This is a genomic window from Chryseobacterium sp. HNCC26DJ238 (assembly GCF_057180465.1).
In genome coordinates this window covers 14,293-34,390 of the sequence record NZ_JBXUGI010000016.1, presented here as the reverse complement: position 1 = coordinate 34,390, position 20,098 = coordinate 14,293, and the positions used below count along the sequence as shown (strand labels likewise).

Annotated in this window: 17 protein-coding genes and 3 tRNA genes; 5 read left to right on the top strand and 15 right to left on the bottom strand. The window is 36.3% G+C overall.

Going from position 1 to position 20,098, the window contains the following annotated elements; all coding sequences use genetic code 11:
* The first annotated feature begins 224 nt into the window (after positions 1–224).
* Positions 225–602 (top strand): putative periplasmic lipoprotein, encoded by a 378-nt coding sequence (locus AC2A07_RS15200; RefSeq protein WP_484051092.1) that lies wholly within the window; start codon positions 225–227, stop codon positions 600–602.
* A 32-nt stretch (positions 603–634) separates the two neighbouring features.
* On the opposite strand, the gene AC2A07_RS15195 is transcribed toward AC2A07_RS15200, so the two are convergent.
* The 8 genes from AC2A07_RS15195 to AC2A07_RS15160 all read right to left on the bottom strand — a co-directional run bounded on the left by AC2A07_RS15195 (position 635) and on the right by AC2A07_RS15160 (position 10,898).
* Positions 635–1,666 (bottom strand): NAD(P)/FAD-dependent oxidoreductase, encoded by a 1,032-nt coding sequence (locus AC2A07_RS15195; protein ID WP_484051091.1) that lies wholly within the window; start codon positions 1,664–1,666, stop codon positions 635–637.
* A 140-nt stretch (positions 1,667–1,806) separates the two neighbouring features.
* Complete coding sequence (gene porN, locus AC2A07_RS15190) at positions 1,807–2,745, bottom strand: type IX secretion system ring subunit PorN/GldN (RefSeq protein WP_314497785.1); 939 nt, start codon at positions 2,743–2,745, stop codon at positions 1,807–1,809.
* A 22-nt stretch (positions 2,746–2,767) separates the two neighbouring features.
* Positions 2,768–4,360 (bottom strand): type IX secretion system motor protein PorM/GldM, encoded by a 1,593-nt coding sequence (gene porM / locus AC2A07_RS15185; protein ID WP_314497782.1) that lies wholly within the window; start codon positions 4,358–4,360, stop codon positions 2,768–2,770.
* Between the two features lie 40 nt (positions 4,361–4,400).
* Positions 4,401–5,090 (bottom strand): type IX secretion system motor protein PorL/GldL, encoded by a 690-nt coding sequence (gene porL / locus AC2A07_RS15180; protein WP_314497779.1) that lies wholly within the window; start codon positions 5,088–5,090, stop codon positions 4,401–4,403.
* A gap of 66 nt (positions 5,091–5,156) precedes the next feature.
* The gene (porK, locus tag AC2A07_RS15175; RefSeq protein WP_484051090.1) at positions 5,157–6,569 is read right to left on the bottom strand and encodes a T9SS ring complex lipoprotein PorK/GldK; all 1,413 of its coding nucleotides are present in this window, start codon (positions 6,567–6,569) and stop codon (positions 5,157–5,159) included.
* 107 nt (positions 6,570–6,676) lie between these two features.
* A complete protein-coding gene (gene glmS / locus AC2A07_RS15170) occupies positions 6,677–8,530 on the bottom strand; it encodes a glutamine--fructose-6-phosphate transaminase (isomerizing) (RefSeq protein ID WP_314497773.1) in 1,854 nt (617 codons plus the stop codon).
* Between the two features lie 24 nt (positions 8,531–8,554).
* On the bottom strand, positions 8,555–10,102 hold the full coding sequence (locus AC2A07_RS15165; protein ID WP_484051089.1) for a DUF4270 family protein: 1,548 nt from the start codon (positions 10,100–10,102) through the stop codon (positions 8,555–8,557).
* Between the two features lie 25 nt (positions 10,103–10,127).
* Positions 10,128–10,898, bottom strand: coding sequence for a glycogen/starch synthase (locus AC2A07_RS15160; RefSeq protein WP_314497767.1), 771 nt, complete (start codon positions 10,896–10,898; stop codon positions 10,128–10,130).
* A 169-nt stretch (positions 10,899–11,067) separates the two neighbouring features.
* Between AC2A07_RS15160 and panC the strand changes: the two genes are divergently transcribed.
* Positions 11,068–11,916, top strand: coding sequence for a pantoate--beta-alanine ligase (panC, locus tag AC2A07_RS15155; RefSeq protein ID WP_314497764.1), 849 nt, complete (start codon positions 11,068–11,070; stop codon positions 11,914–11,916).
* A 97-nt stretch (positions 11,917–12,013) separates the two neighbouring features.
* Here the strand turns inward: panC and AC2A07_RS15150 are convergent.
* From AC2A07_RS15150 to AC2A07_RS15140, 3 genes are all read right to left on the bottom strand, one after another.
* A tRNA-Lys gene (locus tag AC2A07_RS15150) sits at positions 12,014–12,086 on the bottom strand.
* Between the two features lie 63 nt (positions 12,087–12,149).
* Positions 12,150–12,232 (bottom strand) — tRNA-Leu (locus AC2A07_RS15145).
* Positions 12,233–12,266: 34 nt separating this feature from the next.
* Positions 12,267–12,339 (bottom strand) — tRNA-Lys (locus AC2A07_RS15140).
* A gap of 115 nt (positions 12,340–12,454) precedes the next feature.
* Between AC2A07_RS15140 and AC2A07_RS15135 the strand changes: the two genes are divergently transcribed.
* Complete coding sequence (locus tag AC2A07_RS15135; protein ID WP_314497761.1) at positions 12,455–12,970, top strand: shikimate kinase; 516 nt, start codon at positions 12,455–12,457, stop codon at positions 12,968–12,970.
* Here the strand turns inward: AC2A07_RS15135 and AC2A07_RS15130 are convergent.
* On the bottom strand, positions 12,965–13,408 hold the full coding sequence (locus AC2A07_RS15130) for a S4 domain-containing protein (protein ID WP_314497758.1): 444 nt from the start codon (positions 13,406–13,408) through the stop codon (positions 12,965–12,967). The genes AC2A07_RS15135 and AC2A07_RS15130 overlap by 6 nt on opposite strands.
* Before the next feature lie 54 nt (positions 13,409–13,462).
* Between AC2A07_RS15130 and AC2A07_RS15125 the strand changes: the two genes are divergently transcribed.
* Positions 13,463–14,209: a hypothetical protein gene (locus AC2A07_RS15125; protein ID WP_484051088.1), complete on the top strand. Its 747-nt coding sequence runs from the start codon at positions 13,463–13,465 to the stop codon at positions 14,207–14,209.
* Positions 14,210–14,273: 64 nt separating this feature from the next.
* Here the strand turns inward: AC2A07_RS15125 and AC2A07_RS15120 are convergent, their stop codons facing one another.
* Together AC2A07_RS15120 and mtaB are read right to left on the bottom strand one after the other, a co-directional pair.
* Entirely contained in the window at positions 14,274–15,776 is a 1,503-nt protein-coding gene (locus tag AC2A07_RS15120; RefSeq protein ID WP_314497752.1) for an FMN-binding glutamate synthase family protein, read from the bottom strand.
* 58 nt (positions 15,777–15,834) lie between these two features.
* Positions 15,835–17,181 carry a tRNA (N(6)-L-threonylcarbamoyladenosine(37)-C(2))-methylthiotransferase MtaB gene (gene mtaB, locus AC2A07_RS15115; RefSeq protein WP_484051087.1) on the bottom strand — a complete coding sequence of 449 codons (1,347 nt, stop codon included), beginning with the start codon at positions 17,179–17,181 and terminating at the stop codon, positions 15,835–15,837.
* Between the two features lie 376 nt (positions 17,182–17,557).
* Here mtaB and AC2A07_RS15110 point away from each other — a divergent pair, with 376 nt between their 5' ends.
* Positions 17,558–17,917 (top strand): nuclear transport factor 2 family protein, encoded by a 360-nt coding sequence (locus tag AC2A07_RS15110; protein WP_314497745.1) that lies wholly within the window; start codon positions 17,558–17,560, stop codon positions 17,915–17,917.
* Positions 17,918–17,954: 37 nt separating this feature from the next.
* Here the strand turns inward: AC2A07_RS15110 and AC2A07_RS15105 are convergent, their stop codons facing one another.
* Positions 17,955–20,054: a T9SS type B sorting domain-containing protein gene (locus AC2A07_RS15105; RefSeq protein WP_484051086.1), complete on the bottom strand. Its 2,100-nt coding sequence runs from the start codon at positions 20,052–20,054 to the stop codon at positions 17,955–17,957.
* Between the last annotated feature and the right edge of the window lie 44 nt (positions 20,055–20,098).

Genomic DNA, 20,098 nt, shown 5'->3' with positions numbered 1-20,098 from the left:
TGATTTTAAAACTTAATTCACTATTAACAAAATTTAACTCTTATTGAATTAACCTGAAAAAGTTAATGAGAGAAAGGAATAATTATATTTAACTTTATAAAAAACACAATATCAGCCGACAAATTCTTTAAATTATTAAAATTTAACAAATTTTAAAGAAAAATAATTGTAATTTTACACAACCAATCCAATTTAATGTGAAAACTTATAAATCACAATTACAAATGAAAAAAACTTTATTAGGATTATCTGTAATTCTCACACTGTCAGCATGCACGCACTCAGCGAAAGATCCGGAACTTGAGATCACGAAAAATGAAACTGCATCTCAAGACGATATTGTCAAAGAAACAATTTCTGACCGCCATGGTGACGAAATGGAGGTTATTACCAACAATACAAGAGAAACAGTCACTATTCACCTTAACGGAAAAACCTACGAACTCAAAAAAAACAAATCAACTCCCGGATTTTCTACAGAAGACAATAAATATCTGTATACAGAGACTAAAAATGAAGTAACCTTTCTTATAAAAGAGATGGATATGGTTTTGTTTCATGGAAAAAGACATCAGGCTGAGACTAAAATAGCCTCAAAATAATTTAAAGATCCTGTATAAGCGTCTTTATCATTTTAAAACCTATTGACAGAAATCTCAACCGGCAGATCTTTCCCCTCTTCAATATGATCAAAAAGAATTTTCGAAAAATAGCAGCCGTTCAGGATACCTCTTGCACCCAATCCGTTAAAGACATAGAAATTTGAATGTTCAGAATGTTTTCCCACAATAGGTCTGCGATCTTTCACGGTTGGTCTGAAACCAAAATGGATCTCTTCAACACCGAAATCATTAAGGTAAAATTCGGACAGTCCATTTTGTAACTGTTCTACAGCAGATTGATCTACATGATCATGGAGCTGTTCTCTGTCATACGTTCCACCGTAGAAATACAATCCATCGTTTAAAGGAAAAAGAAAATGCTTTTTTTTAATCGTCGTATTTTCAGCAATCGGTTCTGAAAGTCTTACTCTGATGTGATGACCTTTATTGGGAATCACAGGAATATCCGAAAAATAAGGATTATTCTTTACTCCCATACCTTCACAGAATATTATATTTTTAAAATGAATATCTTCATATACTGAATTCGAAGTATCAATCCGCGTATAATTAAATTTTTCTTTTATTAACTGCCCCTGATCTTCAAAAAACCTCAATACATCACTAAAAAAACCACTAACGTTTAATCTGGCAGACTGTTTGACCATTCCTGACTGAAAGTCATTTTTAACCCCCTCTAAATGATCAAAATTTTCATCTAAAAATTGTTTAAGTTCTTCGGTTTGCGATTTTTTGACCCAGAGATCTTTTTCTTTCTCATCATGAAAAATTCTGTGAATCGATGCATTAATCAGATAATTTATTCCGGTATATTCTTTAATTTCGTCAAGTGACAACTTCAAAAAATCCAGCTGTTCCTGAGCAAGCCAAAATGTTGTGAACTTTTTTAAGACAACAGGATTAATGATTCCGGCAGAAATCTGAGATGCGCTTTTACGGCCTTCAGAAAAGATAACGAATGACTTTTTATTTTTTGTAAGCTGATGTGCAAAAAAAAGGGCTGCGTATCCATCCCCTACAATAATATAATCTACATTTTTCATCTGAGAAATTTCTTTGATTAAGGCTTTATACCATTTCCTGACTAGTTATTTTTTAATCATAGCTATATAGAACAGACCTATTTGTAATAAAAAAAACCTGAGTAAAAATACTCAGGTTTTTTATAAATATCAAGTGAAATTTAGTAATTCCACATATCATTCTCCATTTGAAGAATTTGTCCTTTGATTCTGTCACTTTCTTCAAGTTGCTCATCAGCATTTCTAGGGATATAATCTTTAATTATACCATCACCTAAACCGTTTGAAGACTTATAAATGATTGAAGAAAATCTTCTTGCATTGATAATATCATCAAAAGATAAGTCTGCAGATGAATTATTTCTATTGAAAACATAGTTGTTCGCTAAAACCTCTCTTGCTTTCGGATAATATACCCAGAATAAATCAACTAATTCATCAGCTCCGGCTAATGGCTGACCATCAGGACCGATTCTTCCGATAGAAGAAGGATCCGGACCCATTGCAGCAATTCCCAGAGGTCTGTATTTCATCTGACCGTCTCTTTTGTCGATGAACCACATTCCCATGATCTTCAAGACCTTCACTTTTTCAGTGGTTGTTCTGATATAATCAGTATACTGTTGTTTTTCAGCTTCAGTAAGTTGTCTTCCGGAGTTGATGATTTCGATTGCTTCATCATCCAATCTCACACTTTCCAGTTTTTTCTGAATTCCTTCAGGACTCAACTTCGTTGTAAAGTTCTCATCATCGTAAACTTCTTCAATTTGCTGACTAAGAGCTGCGTCTAAAAGAATTTGATATAGAGATCTAGTAGTTTTTGAAAGCAACCCATTTGGATTATCGTAATAGAATGGCTGATTGATCTTATCATTCATATCGATAATTTCCCAAACCATCATGCTTTTCAGAATATCTTTATCATCAACAAAACCGTACTCAAGTGGTTTTACTTTATTGCTAATAACAGTATCTCCCACTTTTCTCATATTTTCAGCTCTCATCTGTCTGAATTCTTCTGGAGAAGAAGCATTTAGAATAGTCTGTGAAAATGCAAACCCAGAAGCTAAAACTAAAAGACTGCTAATATATTTTTTCATAATATGATTTTACAAATTAACCTTATTGAACATTGATTATAACCGGTGAAATTTCTTTCAGTCTTTGATTACCAAGTCCGGTAGCCGTAGCCTGAATATCGTAAATCTGAACGACATCACCAGGTCTAAGATTTCTTAACACTCCTTCTGCAGAAGATAAAGAACTGCCTTGAATCATTGTACCTGCTCTACCCGGAAGCTTCATAATAAAGCTGTTAACAGTGAATGAAACAGGGAAATCAAAATCAGGTAATGCAGCTGTTACAACCTGATTAGGGATTGAGCTCGCAGGCATAAAATTAACCGCCTTTCCTCTGATCTGTCCTTGTGGTCTTGGAATACCTTTAATTCTGTATTCAAATACCTCCGAAACCGTTTTACCTGTAGGATCTACACCTGAAAGAGTTAATTTAACAGTATTACCGGTTGAAGGAATAACATTCCATTTGCCTTTACCTGTACTTTTAACAACAGCTCCAGGAGCGGATAGAGATAATTTTGCATTATCTGCACCAAGAATAGATCCTGTAACAGGATTTTCCAATCCTCTGTACATTACATTCATTTTGTCTGCAGAAAGTAATAAACCTTGCTCAAGTTTAACCTGCTGAGGACCTGCGATTACATTATACGTATGCGTGAATGGGAACTGCTGTGCTTTTCCTGTAGCATCTGTTAATGTAATAACACCACCGATTTTCCTTTCACCAAGACCGCCGGTATTTAAAGGAAGGTATCCTTTACCGTTTTCCTGTCTGCTTACCCCGCTGATGCTGATTTTATTACTGTTAGAATATGATCCTAACATAATTACTGCTTCAGCTTTTTTACCGGACTGAATATCCGAAGGAGCAGAAACAATCGCTTCATACTGATTAAACTTGATGCTCGCATCAACTTTTTCCTGAAGCATTAACGCTAAGGCATCAGACTGTACGTTTCTTGCATCATTCTGAATAATCTCTAAGTTAGAGATTGCAGCTATAAGCGGCTGATGATAGAATTTATTCTGAAACCATGTTTTTCCGTTTGGAGACTTTCCGTTAGCATATTCTGCAGTTAAAGAAGCATTGGCTCTGTCTACCAGCTTTTTAAGCTGCTGGTTGTTTCCGAATTTGGTATTGATATAGTCTTTTACATCATCCATTCTCTTTTTCAGCTCAAGAGCGCCAGCAGACGGGCTGTTCTCTTCACCTTCTTTAAAGAAATATTCTGTAGTCGCTTCGTTATTATTCAGCGCTGAGAAATTCTCACTGACATCCATGTCCTTACCGGTCTTAGGATCTTTATCGATGAACTCAGACTGTTTTTTAAGCTTTATTTTGACCTCTTCAGTCGAAGCAACCAAAACGTCAATTTTAGCTTTCAGACCTTTATAGTCTTCCCAAGGCTGAGCATAGGTATCAGGTACCTGCTGTGCTTTTGCTTCTAAGGTTTTCTCAAAGATATCTTCATTTTTCTGTTCTGTCAGAAACCTTGTTTCCTTAAGTGCTCTTGTGGAGTCATAGTAAGATCTGATGATTTCAACATCAATGTTTAGGGCCATCATTGCGATGAACACCAAATACATAAGGTTGATCATCTTCTGACGTGGAGTCTGTTTTCCTTTTGCCATTCTCTTTTCTTTAGTTTTTTATTAAATTAATGGTTCGGGATTATGACTTCATAGCTGTTAACATTCCACCGTACACTCTGTTTAAGCTGTTTAAGTTAGATGTTAAACCTTGTAATTCTTGATTAAACTTCTCAGAATGTTCAGCTGATCTCTGCATATCTTCAACATATTTTTTAGCAAAATCAGATTGTCTCTGACCGCTTTCCAACTGCATTGCATACAGAGCGTTCATGCTTTCCATGTGTTGAGCAGCTTTGTTTAACTGATCATTATATTTATGAGTAGAAGCAGATACATCAACTGTCTGGTTGATTTGATCAACAGAATTTGAGAATTTATCAATTCCAGTTCTCAATCTGTCAAATAACTGTACATCTAGTTTTGCATCCTGAAGCATCTTATCCAATTTGGTAGATAAAGAATTTTCCAGCTCAGCAAATTGAGCATTTGTATTTTTAGAAATGTTTGAATGTAAAGGATTTGGATTTGCATGCTTATCTAATAATTCAGGATATACATTCTCCCAATGGTAAGACTCTTCAGCTGCCGGAGGGTCAAAAGCGAAAATAATAAAGATAATTGCCTCTGTAACAAGCCCTACTGTAAGTGCGATGTTACCGTTGATTGGGCCAAATGAGATGTGAGTAATTTTAAGCCAAGCTCCAAGAATTACAATTGCAGCACCGAATGAATAGAAGAAATTCATCCAAGCATCTTTAGTCTTAAACATATAAGTTAATTTTTTTTAATGTTAAATAAAAATTGTTTCTGAAAATAGTAATAAACGACAGGATTCTTATCTGGTAACTCTTTTTGCCTTAACAGCAGCTTCTGGAATATCCTGTACTGTTCTGAATCCGATGTAACTTCTCGCAGAGTCCTTACTTTCATAATCTCTGTTTCCGGTCATCAACATATATCCAACATCTTTCCAAGAACCACCTCTAACAGATCTTTTAGTATCTACTACATCTTTGGTAGAAGGATTTAAAGTTGAGGAGAAACCATATGATGAATTGTTATAGGCTGATAATGTCCATTCAGAAACATTTCCTGCCATATCAAATAATCCATATCCGTTTTTCTTAAATTTCTTTACCGGAGCAGTATACATGTAAGTCCCTTTTTTGGCATCTTCCATATAGTCACCTCTTTTTGGCTTGAAATTTGCAAGATAACAACCTCTGTCATCCATTAAATAAGGACCTCCCCAAGGATAGGTAGCATTTTGCTTGCCCCCTCTTGCAGCATATTCCCATTCAAGTTCAGTCGGAAGACGGAATGTCAATGGTCTTTGTTTTCTTCTTTTTAGGCTTTCATTATAATCAGATTTCAATTTTGATCTGAAGTTACAGTATGCTCTTGCCTGGTCCCAGGTTACCCCAACAACAGGATAATCCTTATAAGCTTTGTGCCAGAAATACTGTTCAAACAATGGCTCATTGTAAGTAAAGTGGAAATCATTCACCCAAACAGTTGTATCTGGATAGATGGCTATACTTTCGCTTCTCAGGAAGTTCACCCCTCTTTCGTTTTCAGCAAGAGCGGCATTCATATCCCCCCACTTATAGTTATATTTTAATTTGCTTACATCAAGAAGCCTTTCACTTCCAACTCTTGACGAAGCCGGTAAATACATTGATTCTAAAACTTCAGCATATTCAACATCTGGATACTTAGAAGTGTTCCAATGCAATGGAATTTTCCAGTCTAATCTCTTGGTATCATCAAAGCCGTCTCTTCCGCCAGCACCTTCAAGATATTCCTGATAGGCAGTAAGGTTTTCTTCTTTTTTCGCAAGGTATGCATAATCACCGATCCCTGTACCTTTACCGCCGCCTTCACCGCCTTCACCAGCAGCTTCAGCAAGCATTGTTCTTGCAATCGAATCTCTTACATAATTAATGAATACCCTGTACTCTGCATTAGTAGTTTCAGCTTCATCCATAAAGAACGAAGACACAGTTACAGTCTTCAATGCCGCTTTTTCAGGGCTGTCTGTGAAATCCACATCAGCTAAACCTGCAACGAAAGATCCACCTGGAATGGCAACCATACCATACGGTCTTTCTGCAACAAATGATTTTGTTTTTTCTCTAGGTATCAATTCCCCTTTCGTTCCGGGCTTCCCAACAGAAGAAGATCCACCACCTGAACAAGATACCGATGCTACCGACGCAGACAATAATAAAAGAAATATCCTTTTCATGTTAATTTTTATAATTAAGCCGTAAATATATAATTTTTTTAAGAAACTTTTAAGATTTTTTTTAGAATAACGAAAAAAATCTAAATTTATTTTATTTGCAAGTATTTTTACTCTACAGTTACAGATTTTGCAAGGTTTCTCGGCTGGTCAACGTTTGCACCTCGGTAAACCGCTATGTAATATGCCAGTAACTGTAGAGGAACAGAAGCTACGATTGGTGAGAAGCACTCTGAAGTTTCAGGAATTTCTATAACGTAGTCTGCCATGGCACTTACCTGAGTATCTCCTTTATTAACGACAGCAACTACTTTCCCTTTTCTTGCTTTTATTTCCTGTACATTGCTTACAATCTTATCATAATGCCCTTTCTTAGGAGCAATGATAACAATTGGCATATTTTCATCAATCAAAGCAATAGGACCATGCTTCATTTCTGCAGCAGGATATCCTTCTGCATGGATGTAAGAAATCTCTTTTAATTTTAAAGCACCTTCCAAAGCGGCAGGATAGTTATACCCCCTTCCTAAATAAAGGAAATTGGTTGCGTTGATGAAATCTTTAGCGATACTCTGTGTTAATTCATGAGTAGCTTCTAAAACTTCTTCAATCTTTTTAGGAATAGCGTTCAATTCAGCGATTAAACTCATGAATTCTGCGTTTCCTAAGTTTCCGTTATGTTTTCCTAATTTCAGTGCAATCAGTGAAAGTATGGTAAGCTGTGCAGTAAATGCTTTGGTAGAAGCAACTCCGATTTCCGGACCTGCATGAGTATATGAACCTGCGTCAGTAATTCTTGCAATTGAAGAATCAACGACGTTACAGATCCCATAAATGAATGCACCTTTTTCTTTTGCCAATTTTAAAGCAGCCATTGTATCTGCGGTTTCTCCTGACTGAGAAATAGCAATAACCACATCTTTATCTGTAATGATAGGATTTCTGTATCTGAATTCCGAAGCATATTCAACTTCCACAGGAACTCTTGCAAACTCTTCAATCAGGTACTCACCGATAAGACCTGCATGCCATGAAGTACCACACGCAATAATGATAATTCTGTTAGCATTCTTGAATTTTTCAAGATGATCCCAGATCCCCGCCATTTTGATAATCCCTTCCTCCACGAGAAGTCTTCCTCTCATTGTATCCTGAATTGATTTAGGCTGTTCAAAGATTTCCTTAAGCATAAAATGCTCATAGCCACCTTTCTCGATCTGTTCAAGATTTAGTTTCAGTTCCTGAATCTCAGGAACAATTTTAGAATTATCCGTAATTGTTCTGATATCTACTCCATTCTCTAATGAAAGAATAGCCATATGACCCTCTTCCAGATAGATTGCTTCTTTAGTGAATTCTACAAAGGGAGAAGCATCTGATGCTATAAAGTATTCCTGATCCCCGATTCCGATTGCTAGAGGAGATCCTAATCTTCCTACAACCAAAACACCCGGATAGTCTTCGTGCATCACTGTTATAGCATAAGCACCATACACTTCATTCAATGCATATCTTACCGCAGTAGGAAAGTCTGTTTCTATATTTAATTCTGTAAAATACTGAATCAGATTTACCAAAACTTCGGTATCTGTTTCAGATTTAAAACTGAAACCTTTATCGGTAAGCATCGTTTTTATGGTATCATAATTTTCTATAATACCGTTGTGCACAATTGCTATTTTTCCATTATTAGAGATATGAGGATGTGAATTTCTATCACTGGGTACACCATGGGTAGCCCATCTCGTGTGTCCCATTCCTACTTTAGCAATTCCTTTTAACTGCCCGGAAATACTGACAAGATCATCAACTTTACCTTTTGTTTTTTCTACATTAAAACTATTGTTCTTACCTTCCAAAACAATTCCTGCACTATCATAACCTCTATATTCCAATCTTCTGAGACCATTAATAACAATATCATAGGCGTCTTGAAAACCTGTATAACCAACTATTCCACACATATTTACTTAAGTGTTTTTTTATTTTTATTTTGTACCGTAGGTAACTCTTAATTGAATTCTTTTGTCATTTGAAGGATCAGATCCCACAAATACGACTCTGTCTGTAGAGAATGCTCGAGAGGTAAGCTGTGCTCCTGCCAATGATGTTCCCGTAGAAGACTGCAGGAAATTACCCGCATCAATTTTGAAATATTTATCATCAAATTTTTCTCCTTTCTCAATAATTTCTTTCAGAGACTGAGTCACTGTAAACTCATAATATGAAGGATTTTTATCCAGATCATATGCTTTCATATAAGCAAAATTAGGAGTTGCTGAAAGCAACAAAAAATCTTTTGTAAAAGCTGTTGTTTCCTTTCCACCATCTTTATCTTTCTGAACGAAAGTCATCAAAGAAGGTTTATTCCGTTTATTATCCCACACAGGATCAGTATATACTCTGATTTTTGCGGAAATTATTCCTGCTTTATTTTTCTGATAATATTCATTTACTTTTTGAATCGTAGGACCTGAGAATTTTACACCTATAGAGTTACCACCCATTCCCTGGACAAAAAGTTTAGGATCACCTGAAGAAGCATTACTGGATGTATTTGCAGCCTTTACAACACTATCAACTCTGTCATAAGTGTAATTACCTACGTGTGCGTTTCCGTTTCCGATAGAAAAAGCATATTTTGTCTGAGGTCTTGTCGTGGTACCATTTTCAACTTTATCAGACTTATAGTACATGATCAATTCAACCGATGAAGGAGCGAACTGCACCAGGTATCCATCATTTTGCTCAACAGATATTTTCAGACCTCTGAAGTACCTGATAAAACTGGAAACATCTTTTAATTCAGCCTGCCCCTTCTTTGCAATAATTTTCGTTTGGAAGAAGTTGGTTTTCAATGGTATTCTGAAGCCTGCCTCAGAAGTAAAAATCGAAGAACCGTCGGAATCTTTTGTTATAGCAATGGCATTTACAAAACCATTAAATTCTTTTAATCCAAGAACATCATCAGTACTCTCATTAACCGTATATGCTTTATTGGAATAGGCTATATCACTGTAGCCATTTAAAAATTCTGTCACTTCCTGCACTTTTACAGTCAGTTTTCCTTCATTAAATTTAGCTTTACCATATTTTACAGCCGGATATCTGTTGATCACTTTTTTCGCAGGTACTGACCCGTCAGGATATACATAATTTTCGTCAGTAGTTGTTGTCAGAGTATCTGAAGCATAAGTCGGCTTAATGACAAGAACTGCAGAATCTACAACAGCATTGGTTCCGAAGTCCGGATCATAGGCAGCCAGTCTCACCTGTGTATAGTACGCTGCTTTCTGCATTCCAAACTGGCTTTCTTTAAATGCTCCTAAGGTTGCCAACCCCAATTTAGTAGCATCACTTCTTATACTGTCATTATTATCAATGTTGTATGCGACAACATCATAAGGAACTTCATTACCGTTTGCTGCACCGTCTAAAAATAATTGTTCACCTAGAGAATCAGGATCCGGTTCACAATTGTAAACCAACATACCTCCTAAAATCATCATAGCAAGTATAGTGAAGGCTTTTTTCATATTATAAATCATCAATATTTTTCTTTTAATATAGTTTGTTGATAGAATCAATATCCAGATACTCTGATTTTGAAGTAGAAGTTTCATTAAAAGCTTTATCCAGTTCACCTTCTAAAAATTCATCACCTTTCACAACCTCATCTACATACTTCATGCTCTCAATAACAAAACTTTGAAAACTAGGAGTATTTAACGCTTCTAATCCTGAAATATTATCAAACTGTAATTTTTCTGCAATGCCTTTATCCAGAGGAGCATCCTTTTCATTATATAGTGAAAGGACAATTTTCGCATCTTTGAAATAAGTATCTGATTGATAGAATGTTTTCAAATAAACAGGTATAAACGAAGCCATCCAGCCATTCAGGTGAATAACATCCGGCACCCAATTGAGTTTTTTAATGGTTTCTATAACTCCTCTCGCAAAGAAAATGGCACGCTCATCATTATCCGGGAAAGCAACGCCCTCATCATCAAAATAATATTGTTTTCTTTTGAAATATTCTTCATTATCAATAAAATAAACCTGAAGTCTTTCTCCCGGAAGAGAAGCCACTTTTATGATAAGAGGCTGATCTAAATCGTTGATGATAATATTCATTCCCGAAAGGCGGATAACTTCATGAAGTTGAAATTTCCTTTCACTTATCTGTCCAAATCTTGGCATAAAAACTCTTACATCATTGCCTTCTTGGTGCATTTTAAGTGCCATTTTGTTTACCACGCTTCCTAAATTTGTATCTTCCTGATAAGGGTACATCTCTGTGGTAATGTACAGTATTTTCTGATTGGGCATATAATTTTTATATAATTTTAAATAATGCTATAAGTTGCAAAATTACAAAAAAACATCCAACATTAAGGTAATTAACATTTTTTTACGATAGCGACCACCCTCCAACTGTCAATTCCTAAAAATTAATAAAAGATATTTTACTATTTTTGAATTTCTATTAAAATAAACTATGGAAGTTTTAAAAAACAAAAAAACACTTGAGGATTTTATTGAAAGACAGAAAGAGATGGGTAAAAAAATAGGTTTTGCGCCGACAATGGGAGCATTACATGACGGGCATCTTTCTTTGTATAAAGCCGCAAGAGCAGATAATGATCTTGTAATTTCTTCAATATTTGTAAATCCTACACAGTTTAATAATGCTGAAGACTTAAAAAAATATCCCCGTGACATTAACAGAGATATCAAGATTCTTGAAAGATCCGGGTTAGTAGATGCAGTTTATATTCCCGAAGTACAGGATATATATCCTGACAAAACAGAAAGCAAGCATTATGACTTTGACGGCCTCGAAAACGAGATGGAAGGAAAATCAAGACCCGGTCATTTTGACGGAGTGGGAACGGTTGTAGAGGAACTTTTCAGACAGGTAAAACCTGACAATGCTTATTTTGGTGAAAAAGACTTTCAACAATTGGCGATCATCAGGAAAATGACCGAAAAAAAACGCCTGCATATCAACATTATCGGAGTGGATATTTACAGGGCAGAAAACGGATTAGCACTCAGTTCCAGAAACCAGAGACTGACAGCGAACCGGAGATCTGAATCAAAAGTAATTTATGAAACCCTTGTTAAAGTAAATGATTGGTTCAGAACAGTCTCAGTACCCGAAATAAAAGAAAGGGTGAAAGATATATTTGACGACCAGACGGGTATGCAGATGGAATATTTTATGATTGCTGAAGAAAAAACTTTAAAAGAAACAGACTTTTTTTACAATAACAGATCATATCGTGCATTTATTGTGGTAATGGTAGACGGCATAAGGCTGATTGACAACATGCATCTGGAATAAGGCCAGAAATAAAAAATCAAAGGCTTCCTGAAGGAAGCCTTTGAACACCAAATCACAAAATATTAATATGAAAAAAATTTACTTTTCAGTAAACTTGTGACCCGGCTGGGATTCGAACCCAGGACCCATACATTAAAAGTGTATTGCTCTACCAGCTGAGCTACCGAGTCGGTCTTATATTACATCTGATAAATTTAAAATAAATTTTAGAACTACCAAACTTTTTTTTGCAGTGCCTGCGACTGGACTCGAACCAGCACATCCTTAGGAAACCACCCCCTCAAGATGGCGTGTCTACCAATTTCACCACGCAGGCAAAAAATTATAAAAATATATAATACTTTTGCTAGTGACCCGGCTGGGATTCGAACCCAGGACCCATACATTAAAAGTGTATTGCTCTACCAGCTGAGCTACCGAGTCGGTCACTTTATTATCAAGTTTTCATTTAAGTAATGTCCCTTGTTTTTAGTGGTGCAAAGATAGGACTTTTTTCATTATCTCAAAACTTTTTCGCAAATTTGTTTAAAATAAATTCATGATAATTTCACTAGTCGGATACATGGGTAGCGGCAAATCCCACATTTCCAAAATTTTAAGCGACAAATTAGATTTTAAATTAATTGACCTTGATAAAGAAATTTCCAGAAGGAATAAATTGACGATCCCGGAAATCTTCGAAAAAAAGGGAGAAATTCACTTCAGAAAGCTGGAAAGAGAAATTTTAGAGGAAATTTTAGCTGCAGAAGAAAACATTGTCCTGAGCCTTGGGGGAGGCACACCCGTTTATTATAATAATATGGAAATCATCAATCTTAATTCTAAAAGTGTTTTTTTGAGAACATCCATCAATACTCTGATAGAAAGAATTTCAAAACAAAAAGAAAAAAGGCCTTTAATTGCCAATATATCGGATGAAAACCTCCCAGAGTTCATTGCCAAGCATTTATTCGAAAGAAATCAATATTACAGCAAAGCCCAGTTCAATATCAGTACAGATTCTAAAGAACCTGAACAGATCATGAAAGAAATCATTGAAAGTTTATATTTATGAATCTTTTTCATCTTCTATCTTCGAATCGCTTTCTCCAAAAAAATCATCCCAATCTGTAAAGTCTGAATCAACATCATTTTCTACATATCCGTCAATCTCTCTCCTGTCTTTTTTGGTAGGCCTCCCCTCTCCTTTGTCACGGTAATAGCTCTGAGACATTTTTCTCTGTTTAAGCAATTCATACTGTTCTTTATCGGTGACATCTTTGATATGTAGAGATACTAATTTAGCACCTATCCTGCTTTTCGGGATCTGAATGACTTTAATTTTGTAGTCAATCTGATTTTTACGGATTTTGATGACATCTCCCTCTTTCACTTCTTTCGATGATTTTACAACCGATGCCCCTATTGCCACTCTGTTCTTTTTTATTTCATCAGCAGCAATACTTCTGGTCTTGTAAAAACGAATACTCCATAAAAATTTATCTATTCTCATATTTTTTTATACTTTTGCCGTTATATTATTTGTAAAGTAATTAAAGTTTTTGAAATGAAAAAAATATTTTTGTATATCCTTGCTGGATCTTTGTGTTTTTCAGCCTGTAAGAAAGATGATGAAGTAGAAACATTCGTAGAGCCGGAAAACATCGATGTAAGAAATTCATATGATGAGCAGGCTATCCAGAAATTTATGGATAATAACTATTTGGACACGCAGGGAAACATCAAAGCCTTCAGCAGCTCAGATGCCACTGATGATAATTATAAAAAATTATCAGAGCTTAATCCTGTCAAACTTCCGTCAGGGGTTATTTATATTAAGCGGGAAGGAGCGCAGCCTAATCCGGGAGCGGCTATTAACACCGATTCAAAATCTGATAATGCAAGCCTAATCAGAACAATGATGAGAGCAACCTATTATCGCGCTACAGACACAGACGGAAACGTTGCTCTAACTTCCGGAGGGGCTCTTATTAATACGATTGACCTGGAAGCTTCTCCCACAACTGACCCAAGATTCTACTATGTGAAAAAAGCAGTTTTAACGGCAGCAACCACTGATGCAGCAAAACAGAGAAGTTATTACGAGATAGAAGGACTTCAGGAAGGTCTAAAATATTTCAACGGTTTTGTAAATCTCCCAAACAGTACAACTCCTAATCTGCAGGGTGTGATTATCGTTCCTTCCAAGGCTGCATTTGCACGAGATGCTAACTTTTATGGTTTGCAGAATGCATGTTTTGTATTTAACTTTCAGATCTATCATACAGAAGTAAGGCCCGAAAGTCAGCAATAAAAAATAAAAAATCCGCTTCATCAAATGATGAAGCGGATTTTTTTTACTCCTTATTCAGGATAAATCACCTTACATTTCCCAGGATATCCGGGAAATATTTATCAGAAAGATGTTCAAATTCATCACCACGCATAAACATTGAAGCATCTACTTCTTCATAAGAACTTCTTCCTGCTGCTGCAATCAACTCATTACAGGTATGTAAAGTATTTTTATGAAAATGGTAAACCCGCTCTGCCTTATCAGTAACATCAAGACCTTTGATCAACATCTTATCCTGTGTTGCAACTCCCGTAGGACAATTATTATTATTACATCTTAATGCCTGTATACATCCCAATGAGAACATAAACCCTCTGGCATTGTTACACATATCAGCTCCCATCGCCACGGCTCTGAGAATATCAAGACTCGTAAGCACTTTTCCGCTTGCAATAACTCTCAGTTTACTTCTGACATTATAATTTTTAAGTGTTTTATTCACGAAAATCAAAGCTGGCTCCAAAGGCATTCCTACTCCGTCAGAAAACTCCGGTGGTGCAGCTCCGGTTCCCCCTTCCGCACCGTCGACTGTTATAAAATCAGGATATATTTTCATAACATTCATCTGAACACAGATGTCTTCAAATTCTTTAGTATCTCCTATACATAGTTTAAAACCTACGGGCTTACCTCCTGAAAGTTCACGTAACTGCTGCACAAACCTCAACAAACCTGCAGCGTCTGAAAAAGAGGAATGAGAAGGTGGGGAAAGAATTGTCACACCGGGCTGTACATGTCGGATCTTAGCAATTTCAGGCGTATTTTTCACTCCGGGCAATACTCCTCCATGACCGGGTTTTGCACCCTGAGATAATTTAATCTCAATCATTTTCACATTAGGAAGTGTTGCATATTTAATGAATAGTTCAGGATTAAATTTTCCTTCTTGATCTCTGCAGCCAAAATAACCGGTTCCGATCTGCCAACATAAATCGCCGCCCTCCATGTGATGGGGAGAAATACCTCCTTCACCTGTATTATGATAAAAGCTTCCCTTTTTCGCACCTCTGTTCAATGAGATCTGAGCTCTGTCGCTTAATGCTCCAAAACTCATTGCTGAAATATTGAACAAAGAGGCATGATAAGGCTGTGTACACTGTTCGCCACCTACCCAGACCCTGGGCATTTCTTCTTTTGGGGATTTAGCATAAATAGAATGCTTAATCCCCTCGTATTTTCTGTGGTTCACTTCTAACTGGGTTCCGAACGGAACGGTATCACTTACATTTTTTGAACGTCTGTATACTGCCGAACGCTGATTTCTTGGAAAGGGCTTCCCATCAGTTTCTCTTTCAATAAAATACTGCTGCATTTCGGGAGAAATATCCTCAAAAAAATATCTGAAATATCCTAAAACAGGAAAGTTACGTAAAATTGCATGTTTTGTCTGGTAAGTATTATATACTCCCAATACATAGATTGCTGTTAAAAGTATCGGAATCCAGTAATGCGCTTTGATGAGTAATGCAACTATCCATGTTACAGCCACCAACACCAATCCCCAAGATAAAAACTTATCTCTCATAAAAATGTAGATTTTAAAATCGTTAAAAAATAAATTTAGTTGAAATAAAGCAAACAGACTATGCTTTTGCTAAAAAACTTTCATAAGAAGACTGCACAGAAACCGTGCCATCTGACAGGATTTTTTCTAAACTCAGGAATTCTATCTTATTAACGGACGCCGAATCGAAATCTTTTTGTACTCTTACATAGTTTTCTGTAAAGCCGTACATTTTTCCGTCTTTATTTTCATGCTCCCAAAGAACAGGAAGCGTTTGTCCCAGCTGAGTTTGATAGAATGACATTTTCTTTTTTTCGGAAAGAATTCTCAGCATTTTGTTGCGTCTCTTTCTTTCAGGAACCGGAACTATCCCATCCATCTCTGCAGCTTCGGTATTTTCTCTTTCAGAGTAAGTGAAAACGTGCAGATAACTGATTGGAAGTTCATTCAGAAAGTTATAGGTTTCCATGAACAATTCTTCAGTCTCTCCCGGAAAACCGACAATAACATCCACACCAATCGCTGCATGAGGCATTACCTCTCGGATTTTATGAACTCTGTTGTTATACAGTTTAGTCAGGTAACGGCGTTTCATTTTTCTTAACAGATCATCGCTTCCCGATTGCAAAGGAATATGAAAATGCGGAACAAAACTTTTGCTTTTAGAAACCAGCTCGATACTTTCATCTTTCAAAAGATTAGGTTCAATAGATGAAATACGGATTCTTTCGATGCCTTCCACCTGATCCAGTTCTGAAATCAATTCCAGGAAAGTATGTTCATGTCTTTTATTTCCAAATTCACCTTTTCCGTAATCCCCGATATTAACCCCTGTCAGGACAATTTCTTTGATATCTCTTGCTGCAATTTCCTTGGCATTTTTCAGAACATTCTCAATAGTGTCTGAACGCGAGATCCCTCTGGCTAAAGGTATTGTACAATATGTGCATTTATAGTCACAGCCGTCCTGAACCTTAAGAAATGCACGGGTACGGTCACCGATTGAATAACTTCCGATGAAAAAATCAGTCTCTTCGATTTCGCAGGAGTGCACAATTCCCTCGCTTTCAGATTTTTCCAGATCATCAAGGTAACTGAGGATATTAAATTTTTCTTTCGCGCCCAAAACCAAATCTACACCGGTAATCTGTGAAATCTCTTCCGGTTTCAACTGTGCATAGCAACCAACGATAACCACCAAACCTTCAGGATTAGCCTTCATTGCTCTTTTTACGTGCAGTTTACACTCACGGTCTGCATTTTCGGTTACCGAACAGGTATTGATCACATATACATCCGCCTTGTCATCGAAACTTACTTTATCATACCCTGCATCTGTCAATTGGCGTGCAATGGTAGATGTTTCTGCAAAATTTAATTTACAGCCAAGAGTATGAAATGCGGCAGTTCTGTGAATATAAGACATTATTGATTTCTGAATTTGTGGGTGCAAAGATAATAATTAAAATATGAAAGCTAAATTGATTCGGTCTATAGCCAGTCATTGGAACTGTAATTCTGAAGTTTATCCTGTTATGAAGGAAAGACTGATTGAAAGATCTATGAAATTCAACATATAAACAAAAATCAGAAATACAAACCTCAATGCAAAATGACAGAACGAATACCATATATTTTTACTGAAAAATATTTAACAAACCATTCAAATGATCATTATAACCTTGAATTTTTATTTTTCTGACTAAAATTCTATTAAATAAATCAATTGTCTTTTCTGATAGTAATTGTTAAATAAAAACCAATTTATTGTTTTTTGCGTATATAAATGTAAATTGCAGCCTATGAATTGTAAGATCAGCCATTTTATGCAGGATTTAAATTCCCTGAATATTGAAAAGCTTGAAAAATGGTTTACTGATGAAACTGTAATCTGGATTCCCCCTGCCAAAGAAATATCTGGCAAAAACAGAATTTTAGCATTATTCAGAGCTATTTTCAGAAGATATGAAAAGATTGAATGGAGTGTTTCTGAAATTTTTAATTTGGGAAACAACAAATATTTTTATCAGACCAATTCTTTAAGCAATATGTTTGGAAAAGATATTTATGAAAATGAAATATGTACAATTATTCAATTTTCAGAATGTGGAAAAATACTTTATCTGTCTGATTATTTTAAAGATACTAATAGTTTCAGTTAAAAAGCCATCTTTTATCAAGATGGCTTTTTTATTATTTTTACATTATTCTATTCTTAACTAATACCCAGCCTGTATATTTAAATAAGGTTTTATTTTTATCATTCTCAGACCATGTAATAGAATACCAATAATTTCCGGTAGGAACTTTCTTATTCGATGTGGTCCCATCCCATTTATAACTGTTCATTTTATCTGCCTGAAAGATTTTATTTCCGTATCGGTCAAAAATAGTAAATGCCAAATTCTGTTTATGACCTAATGCCGAATAATCAATGATGTCATTGATACCATCGCCATTCGGCGTAATCACATTCACCAGATTAGGAACAACGATAGACACGCTTACCGGCTCACAATTAAAAGAATCTTTAATATAGATTATATGATCGCCTCTTTTAATATTTGTAAAGACATTAGAATCCTGCCAATTCACATTATCGACAGAGTATCTGTAAGGAGCTTTACCGCCATTTGCATTTACCGTAACAGTCGTATTAGAAATTTCTACACTCGAAATAACCGGCTGCTCAGAAGAATAAACTTTCACTGCCTGGTAAGCAATACAGAATCCTGTCTTTAATTTCACCCAGTAAGTTCCAACCCCAACATCCGTAATCGCCTGCGTGGTTGCTCCAGTACTCCATTCATACCCATCAAACCCTGCACCTGCATCTAATGTCGTTCTATCCTCTATACAGATCGTCTTATCTTTTAAAACAGCAGAATAAACCGGTGGAATAACCTCTAAAGTGATTTTAGAGATACTGTAACATGAATTCCCGTCTGTTACTTTCACATAGACCACTCCCTCTGAAGCAATATAGGCCGTGGGTGTTGGTATTTCGTTGGATCCACTGACTGCATCCTGCAATGATTTGTAATATTTCTTTGTTAAGCCACTCAGTGAGGTAACATTCGCTGTAGTAAGATCGAATGATGCAGTCATTAGATTTTCCTGTAATGCACAAAAGCGTAAAACTGCGTCATTAACAATCACTTCAGGATAGAAGCTTAATGTAATTGCTGCCGTATCTGAGCAGCCTTCGTCTGTTTTTACCAGAGCATAGACAATTCCGCCGCCTGATACATATTGTGCGGGATTGGTTATTTCAGCAGTTCCGGCATTCAGATTTGCCATTGTAGGAAAGTATTTTATCGTCACATTCGAACCTGTAAAAACGCCTGCCGTCGTCAGATTGAAAGTTGCTGTCCCAGTTTTATTGTTATTGCAGGCAAAGATTGTTTTGTCATCCGCCGTAATATTTCCCTGTTTAAATTTAAAAGGGCTGATTTGCCTGCAGAAATTAAGAGGATTGTTAGGATTAGCTGAATCTGCATAATGAATACTGTAATAATATATATTTGTAGTATTAACAGTAATCGGAGCCGTAATCGGACTTGTTCCTGCCAACGCATCGTTCTGGGTCATATGATATGAGATAACGAAATTGGGATTGCCATTCAGAATTGCTGAAGACAACGTTGAAAAATCAAATACAGCAGGACTTACGCAGATAATAATCTCCCTTGGGTCTGACGGATTTGCAGCTGGCATACCGGGAGGAACAAATGGATTGGGCTGCAGTGCCGGATCTGTAAAAGGAGAAGCTAATGTAGCAGTTCCTCCCCATGTTAAAGAAAACGGTGATGTTACACTGGTTCCCGAATCTACCCAGTTATCAATATATAAATAGTAGGTCTGACCTGCCACAACATCAAGATATTGGCAATAAGGAGTCAATGAACCTCCGGCAGCGCTGGTAATCGTACTGGTCATATTTAAACCTGTTGAAGCACCTACTCCGATAACTGTTGCTGCGTTACAGCGAATCGGTGCTCCTAAATTTCCGCAGGTCACGTTAGGACCATATACTGCCCAATCATAATCTGCGTCAGGATCATTTGGAACCAGATTGAAAGTCAGCGTTCCTCCGGTTGCAATTGTGAGTTTATACCAGATAGAGTTGTGCTCACCGGAAACCATACAACCTCCCAGCGACTCATTCACTGCACCTATCCCGGTAGGACTATACGTAATATTTGAATTGCCACAGACAGACAGTGCCGTTGTACAGTCTGCCTGGGAATACAATATTTGCGAAATGCAGAAAAAAATAAAAAGTATAGTTTTTCTCATATTAACTTGGTTATTAATGTTAAACTTTACCAAATATAGTTAAA